Here is a 7211-nt window from a genome sequence, read left to right on the forward strand (position 1 = left end):
CCGTAGCGGTGCCCAAAGCTTTAGACACACCCGCAGGGCATTCGTCACCCCGTGCGCGTCGACGCCCCTCGCATACCATCGAAGAATGCGTACGCGGGCCGCGACGACCGATGTCAGCAGAAAGCGAGCGGCGGATGCGCAACCGGACCGAGTCCCCGCCCCCGCACGGTGCCGGCCTCCCGCTGCGGCCGGAACAGCGGCCGCCCGTCCACGCCGAAACGAGCGGTGGCACGCCCGCTGACCTGGACGACGGCGTGCTGGCCGTGCGGGCTGCCGAAGGGGACGAAGACGCCTTTGCCGTCCTGGTCCGCCGGCACAGCAGTCGCCTGATCGCCTTGGCCCTGCATCTGCTCGGCAACCGGGCGGATGCCGAGGATGCCGTTCAGGACGCTTTCCTCAGCGCCTGGCGGCGGCTGCCGGAATTCCGTCACGGCGCCTCATTCGGCACGTGGATGTACCGCATCGTCACGAACCGTTGCCTCAACACCATGCGTCGTCGGCCTCGGCCTCTGCCCTTGGACAGCGTCCCCGAACCCGCCGCCGCGGACGCGCACAGCTCACCGCCCCGCGTGGCCGAGTCGGACGCGGCGGCAGCCGCCCTGGAGCGAGCACTCCGAGAACTCCAGCCCGATCTGCGCGCGTGCTGGGTCCTGCGGGAGCTGCACGGCCTGCATTACGACGAGATCGCCCATGTGGTGGGCGGCAGCGAACAAGCGGTACGAGGCAGACTCTTTCGCGCACGACGCGCTCTGATGGAGGCGATGCGCCCATGGCGCTAGACGATCCGCACCGCACCTCCGGCAATGGTCCTGAGACCGTGGTGGGCACGCAGGCCGAATCGTTCCCGCGCTCCGACGCAGAGATGCTCGCCGGCGCGGAGCTGCTGCCCTGCGGACGCCCCCTCGGCCGGGCCTGGGAGCACGCCCGCGACCCGGTCGGCGCGGCCGACCCGCACACCGCCCACTGCCCCTACTGCCGTGAAGCCGTCGAGGGGCTGGCAGTCCTGGACCGGGCCACCCGCGCTCTGCGCGCCGAGGAGGAACCGGACAGTCGAAGAGTCGTCAACCGGGTCATCGACGCCGTCCGGGCGGAGGTGCGACTCGGCGCCATGCTGCTGCTGGACGACCCCGGCCAGGACCTTCGCATCGCCGAGAGCGCCGCCGCGAAAGTGCTGCGCCGGGCCGCGGACAGCGTCCCGGGCACGCGCGCTGCCAGCTGCCGCCTCATCCCCGCCCGGGAGGGCCGTGCCGTCCACGTCGTTGCCATCACGATCGCAGCAGCGCTCGACCAACCGCTGCCGGAGCGGGCCGAAGAAGTACGCCGAGCCGTCCTCGACGCGGCCGAACACGTCCTCGGCCTCGCCGTCACAGCCGTCGATCTCGAGATCAACGGCGTGCTGGAGCTCGCCCACGTGCCGAGCAGTCGGCGGTTCGAGCTGAGCGAACGATGACCGCAGCCGCACTCAGGCACATCCAGGGGGCCGCAGCCGAGGCGGCCCTCGCCGTTCCCGGTGTGGCCGCACTCCAGCCGTCGCTCGCCGCCCGGCTGGCCCGTGCGGCCTCCCGCGTCCGGCAGCTTGCGCAAGCCGAGGGAACGCCCGGACAGCCCGAGGCGGCCGGTATCCGCTGCGGCCACACGCCGGAAGGGGGCTGGCAGGTGGAGGTGCGCTGCATCCTGCGCGCCGACCACCGTGTGGTCGATGTCGCCCGGCATGTCCGCGAAGACGTGCGAGCCGCCGTCACCGCGTGCCTCGATCCGGACGACACGACCGGAGCCGTGACTGTCCTGGTCACGGTCACCCACACCCTGTGACGGGGCCGGGTTGCGGTGCGGGCGGAGGCGGGAGAGCCACGGGCCGCGGACAGGAACGAGCCGCCACCCCCAGCCGCCTCCGCGCCACCCCGGCCCGCAGCGCCCCGCACCGCCATCCGGGCCGGACCCGGACCGCCGCTGATGTCGGACAGCGCGGAGGCGTGTCGCTCTGCGCCTGCCGGGCGGGCGGAGGAGACGATGCGGCGTGTACGGCCGTTCCTTCCCGTCGGCTGTGGCCCGCCTCTGACGGGGCGGCCTGCCGGAGCCCGGCCGGCGGCGCTCGGCCCGCACGGAGGAAAAGAGGACGGCATGCGCGACATCTCCTCTGCCGGTCGAAACCGCCACCCCGGCACGCCGCTGCGCGGGCGGGTCGCCGTCGTGACCGGAGCCGCGCGCGGAATCGGGGCGGCACTGGCACGGAACCTGTCCGGGGCCGGGATGCTCGTGGCACTGCTGGGCCGAGAGGAGGCGTCCCTGCGGGCCACGGCCGAGACGCTGCCGAACCGGAGCCTCTGCTTCGAAGCGGACGTCGCCGACAACGCGGCACTGCAGGCCGCCGCCCGGCATGTGGAGGAGAACCTGGGGTCCGCCAGCGTGGTCGCCGCCAACGCCGGCATCGCCGTCGGCGGACCCTTCGACCGTACGCCGGCCGACCTGTGGCAGCGGGTCATCGACGTCAACCTCACCGGGTCCGCCAACACCGCCAGGGCTTTCCTTCCCCAGCTGACCCGCACGCGAGGCTACTTCCTGCAGGTCGCCTCCACCGCGGCACTGGGCTCCGCACCCATGATGAGCGCGTACTGCGCCTCCAAAGCCGGCGTGGAGTCCTTCGCCCAGGCATTGCGGGGCGAGGTCGAGCCGGACGGCGTAGGCGTCGGCATCGCCTACGTCCACTGGACCGGAACCGACATGATCAGCGGCATCGACGACCATCCCGTACTGCGGGCCCTGCGCCGCCACCAGCCCCGCTTCGCCCGTCGGGTCCGTCCTCCCGAGCAGGTGGCCGCTTGGCTCGCCGACGGAATCAGGCGCCGCTCCCCCTACCTCTACGCGCCGCCCTGGCTGCGCTGGTGCCAACCGCTGCGACCGCTCTTCCCGGCGATCGTCGCCCGCATCGCCCGACGCGAACTGCGCGCGCAGGGGCCCGGTGAGCTGGCAGCCGACGTCGACGTCCTGGGCGCCGGAGGCCTCGCCGACTGGCACGCCCACCGGTCGGCCGGAGGCCCGAGTCGGTGGTGAGGCCGGGCGGCCGCAACCGGGCGGCCGGGCCCGGTGGCCACCCCACCGCCGCCCGTCCGGCCGGGGCGGACGCTCTGCGGGGGTGGTGCGGGCCGCGCCGTGAGCGGGGCCGCACCACCCCCGCTGACAGCAGTCGCGCGGGGGCGCTTCGTTCGTGCGTCAGACGTGCCGATGGCTCTGGCGGTTGCCGGTCACCGCACGGTAGAGGGCGAGGAGGATGACGGACCCGATGATCGCGGCGATCCAGGTGGACAGCTCGAAGAAACCGTCGATGGATTCCACGCCGAGGATCACCTTGCCCAGCCAGCCCCCGAGGAGACCACCGGCGATACCTATGACCATGGTGACGACGACTCCCCCGGGATCCCTGCCCGGCATGAGGGACTTGGCGATGGCGCCGGCGATGAGCCCGATGAGGATCCAAGCGATGAGTCCCATGATGCGATTGCCCTTTCTCGATGTCACAGCTTTCCTGTCCCGTATGTGCAACGGAACTCACTTCAAACGTCCGAGTGCGTCCCCCTGTACCGGCCGGCGTTGCTCGAAGGTGCCGCGGGGCGGGGGCGCCGGCCGGTGAGGCCGGTGCGTCGACCGGTGACGGCAGCCGGGCGCCGGTGCCCTCGCAGGAGGCGCGGTGCGGTGTGCCGGCGGATACGGAACCGGTGGTCATAGGCCGCCCGGCGCAGGGGCCGTCACCCGTACTCTCCGGACCTGCGCGCATCCGTCGCCGGTCGTAGGCGTCGGGGGGCCGGGTGCCGCGCGCAGGAGCCGGGGCGGCCCTGCCGGGCATGCTCCGCCACGCGTGATCGGCAGCCGTCCCGGCGAGGGCCGGCAGTCGGAGGCTCGCTTCCATGTCCCGTGTGGCCGCCGACATCGACGTACGGCCCACCGCCACAGGCCGTACAGCCGTGTCCCTCCATGCCCCGCCGGCCTACACCTCCACCGCCCCCTCGGCGTGACGAGAGGAGTTCTGCCGCGACACGCTGAGGCCAGGCGTGCCGGCTTTCCGACTGCCAGGCGCCGGCCGACGGACCACACCGGCCGTCGGGCAGGGTGCGTGCAGCCGCGGTAGGGCAACTCCCCTGTGCGGACGGCCCCCACGCCACCCGGAGGGGGTAACGGTGGTCGGCTACATGGGATCCATGGTTGCGCTCTCAGGGCCGTTGTCCTGTTCGATCTTCTCCCGGATCCGCAGTGCCTTCTCCGTCAGTCGCTGCCGTGCTTCGGGATCGGTGGCCCGCTGCGCCTCCAGCTCCAGTTCCTCTGCCTCTTCCCGCATGCGCCGGGCCTGCTCGCTCGGCTGGTTCCCGCTGCTCATGATCGATCCTCTGGTCCGCCGCTCAGTAGGGGTGACATGCACGTATGCGGTGAGGCCCGGCCGGGGAAGCGCCACCGCCGGGGTCCACCGCCTCACGTCGGACGGCCGAGCGGCTCCGCTTCCCCGGTGTGACCACACCCGGGGCCTTCGATCGCCCCGTGCCCTCATGTCCTCATCCACATATCCGGCTCATTTCCGCTCATTCCTCATCCATGCACTCTGCCGACCACGTGCCCGCCCATGCGTGCGTTCCCCCGGCAAAGGGGGCGGCAGGCGGGAGCCGGCCATTCGGGCCGCGCTGCCTGCCCATCCGACACGGGGATGACCACGAGTGGTTGGAGGGCGACTGGCCCGCGGCTGCGGGGAGCAGGCCACGGACCCCGACACCGAGGGCCGGGAAACCTCACCGGTGCGGCCGTGCCCTGGCCGAGCCCGCCGGTCCCGAGCCGCACCTGGGCGGCCTCGAACGGCCTCTGCCGGTCGGGAGCAGCCGACGGAATCCGGACCTGACGACCCTTGTGGGCCCGGATCAATCGGAGGAAGTCGGGGCAGCACCCTGCCTGTCGCTGCTGCCCAGGGGCGCCCGTCCGAGGTGATGGCGCGCAGCCGACGAGGGCGGCCCCCGGCGCCGCGCGTCGGGGGCCGCCCTCGGGGACGAGCGGGGTCAGGGCTTCTGGCGGCGGCCGCGCAGGGAGTCGTTCACTCCGCGGGCCTGCTCCTCGGCCTTGGCCGCCGTCTCCCGCGCCTTTCCTTTGATCTGGTCCATCTCGCCTTCGGCTTCCATCCGCTCGCTGCCGGTCACCTTGCCGGCTGCTTCCTTGGCCTTGCCCTTGGCCTGCTCCATCTTGCCCTTGGCCTTCTCAGCCATGAAGAGTCTCCTTTTCGAGGAATGCACTTATCGCCACAAACTATGTGAGTTCCGGAGGTTTCGCGCGTTGAAGCGGACACCCTCGCACGGGGAAGGGTGCGTGCCGGCGCGGGCTTGTCCACGGCGCCGGCCGGCCTTCGGGGGCGTCGTCCCGGATTGCCGGGCGGGGTCAGCGTGAAGGGGTTCTTGCGGCCGTAGCGGTCCGTCAGTCGGCCGAAGAACAGCGCCCCGGAGCAGGCACCCGCCACGCGGAGGGCGGAGCGGGCGAGGGGCCCACAAGCAGGACATGGCGCTCGTCTGCCGTCAGGCCGCCCCGCACGCCGTGGGGAATGCGGGCGGCAAGGGCGTGGCGGCGGCACGGGATACGGACCGGGCAGCTCCCACAGACGGCCTTGGCGGCCTCCTCTCGCGCCCGGGCGGCTGCCGCGGGCTCGTGCGCGACCCGGGCGAAGGCCGCGTCCGCGGTGCGGCACGCCCCGTCGAGCGGCCGGTCGCCGTGCCGGTCGAACGATCCGGACGTGGGCGAGGAGTCGATGTCGGCCACGGTGGCGGCTCCTTCCGGTGGAGGGCGGCCGTCCTGACCGCCCGGTCTCGTCCGTATCACCCGAACTCCTGCATCCATGCCCGGCACCTGGGAAGCGGCATGATCCGGGGCTTCTCCCGCCCCTGACGGGCGGGGTAGCCTCCGGATCCGTACCGGGCCCGCGTCGTGACCGAGGCCGGCGCCTGGAGGCCGACTCCGCGCGGGACGCGCAGGGATGAAGCCGGCCACTGACCGGACGTCCGGCGCAGGCGGCGTTCGAGGGCCGGCGCGACACCGCACGATGAACTGCGGAACTGCCCCCGGAGAGCCGGTGCCGGGGCTGCCCGGGCGCCGAGGCGGAGCTGCGGCTGCCGCTCGGCGGACAGGCCGAGGCCGAGGGCGCTCCGGCACTCGCGGCGGCTCACGGCATCGAGGGCGCGACCGGCATGGGACACGTGCCCCGTCGGCGTGTTCGTACGAGGAGGAGAAGGGAGGAACGTGCAGGTCCGCACGCCTCGACGCACGCTGCCGCGCAGGGGGTGTGGCCGTAGGTGTGGCCGTACGGGAACTGCTTGCGTAAGGTCGAACGGCGCTCTCCGGAAGGACGATGCCCATGTCGGCCGAGAACGAGCAGGGAGCCGGCGTGACCGCCGGGCAGCTGCAGGAGGCACCGCTCACGGTGCGGGCCCGTCTCGCACGGGTCGGGTTCTGCGATGCGTCCGGCTTGGACCTGCTTCTCAAGACACGTGCGGCAGCCCCGGCGGCGGGCATCGGCTTCCGGCTCGCCGCGATCGCCCCGCCGGTGATGCGCGTACTCGAACCCACCGGTGCGCAGGCCGACTTTTACCTCCACGATTCGGTCGACGCGGGCGTTCGTGGTGTGAGCGGCCCGTACGTCCGGGCGCGGAAGGGCATAATCCGAGCGCCCCGGGGCATCCGACCGGACGGACCGCATTGCGCCGTCCACGACGTCACGCCGACACCGGAGGGTACCCGCTCATGACGACCAGCCCGGGCACCCTGGATGACGGCAGCCCCGGCAGGAGTCCGCTCCCGGCGGACGGCCGGCGACGGTGCCTGCTGCTGGCCGGGCTGCCCACACCGGTGGCCCGCGCCCGGGCGTTCACCGCGCAGGCCCTCGACGACTGGTCCAGGTCCACCGTCGCGTACAGGGTGGACCAGCAGGTCACGGAAGACATCGTCCTCGTGGTGGCCGAGCTCGTGGCCAACGCCATGCTGCACGCCGGCGGACCCCTGGAACTGGCCCTCGACGCCTCCCGGTCCCGGCTGCGCGTCGAGGTCAGTGACCTGTCCCTTATACACATGTCCGAGCGCACGAGACCGGTCCGTATCTCGTATGCCGTCTTCTTCTTGAAAAAAATAATCCTGTCACCGTTTGGTTCGGAGATGTACAGCAGTGCCACGGTTCGTCTGCGCACCGAACGCTGGAA

10 protein-coding genes are annotated in these 7211 nt (G+C 72.4%); 6 read left to right on the forward strand and 4 right to left on the reverse strand.

Features of this window, described 5'->3' with window-relative positions; translation table 11 throughout:
- Nucleotides 1-134: 134 nt before the first annotated feature.
- The 4 genes from HYE82_RS06485 (at nt 135) to HYE82_RS06500 (ending at nt 3051) form a co-directional block, all read left to right on the forward strand.
- Nucleotides 135-779: an RNA polymerase sigma factor gene (locus tag HYE82_RS06485; RefSeq protein ID WP_179172975.1), complete on the forward strand. Its 645-nt coding sequence runs from the start codon at nt 135-137 to the stop codon at nt 777-779.
- Nucleotides 770-1450: a hypothetical protein gene (locus HYE82_RS06490; protein ID WP_179172963.1), complete on the forward strand. Its 681-nt coding sequence runs from the start codon at nt 770-772 to the stop codon at nt 1448-1450. The genes HYE82_RS06485 and HYE82_RS06490 overlap by 10 nt, the downstream gene beginning before the upstream one ends.
- Entirely contained in the window at nt 1447-1812 is a 366-nt protein-coding gene (locus tag HYE82_RS06495) for a hypothetical protein (protein WP_179172964.1), read from the forward strand. The genes HYE82_RS06490 and HYE82_RS06495 overlap by 4 nt, the downstream gene beginning before the upstream one ends.
- A 309-nt stretch (nt 1813-2121) precedes the next feature.
- Nucleotides 2122-3051: an SDR family oxidoreductase gene (locus tag HYE82_RS06500; protein ID WP_179172965.1), complete on the forward strand. Its 930-nt coding sequence runs from the start codon at nt 2122-2124 to the stop codon at nt 3049-3051.
- A 159-nt stretch (nt 3052-3210) separates the two neighbouring features.
- Here HYE82_RS06500 and HYE82_RS06505 read toward each other — a convergent pair whose 3' ends face one another.
- From HYE82_RS06505 to HYE82_RS39210, 4 genes are all read right to left on the reverse strand, one after another.
- Nucleotides 3211-3489 carry a GlsB/YeaQ/YmgE family stress response membrane protein gene (locus HYE82_RS06505; protein ID WP_179172966.1) on the reverse strand — a complete coding sequence of 93 codons (279 nt, stop codon included), beginning with the start codon at nt 3487-3489 and terminating at the stop codon, nt 3211-3213.
- Between the two features lie 691 nt (nt 3490-4180).
- Nucleotides 4181-4369 carry a DUF6381 family protein gene (locus HYE82_RS06510; protein ID WP_179172967.1) on the reverse strand — a complete coding sequence of 63 codons (189 nt, stop codon included), beginning with the start codon at nt 4367-4369 and terminating at the stop codon, nt 4181-4183.
- A 664-nt stretch (nt 4370-5033) separates the two neighbouring features.
- On the reverse strand, nt 5034-5237 hold the full coding sequence (locus HYE82_RS06515; RefSeq protein WP_179172968.1) for a CsbD family protein: 204 nt from the start codon (nt 5235-5237) through the stop codon (nt 5034-5036).
- A 205-nt stretch (nt 5238-5442) separates the two neighbouring features.
- Complete coding sequence (locus HYE82_RS39210; RefSeq protein WP_309144219.1) at nt 5443-5781, reverse strand: WhiB family transcriptional regulator; 339 nt, start codon at nt 5779-5781, stop codon at nt 5443-5445.
- A 592-nt stretch (nt 5782-6373) separates the two neighbouring features.
- Between HYE82_RS39210 and HYE82_RS06525 the strand changes: the two genes are divergently transcribed.
- Nucleotides 6374-6763 (forward strand): STAS domain-containing protein, encoded by a 390-nt coding sequence (locus HYE82_RS06525; protein WP_179172970.1) that lies wholly within the window; start codon nt 6374-6376, stop codon nt 6761-6763.
- Nucleotides 6760-7211, forward strand: a 452-nt coding sequence (locus tag HYE82_RS06530) for an ATP-binding protein (RefSeq protein ID WP_179172971.1), incomplete at its 3' end; no start/stop codon positions are given. The genes HYE82_RS06525 and HYE82_RS06530, both read left to right, overlap by 4 nt.

It is taken from the genome of Streptomyces sp. BR123, assembly GCF_013401435.1.
GTDB lineage: Bacteria > Actinomycetota > Actinomycetes > Streptomycetales > Streptomycetaceae > Streptomyces.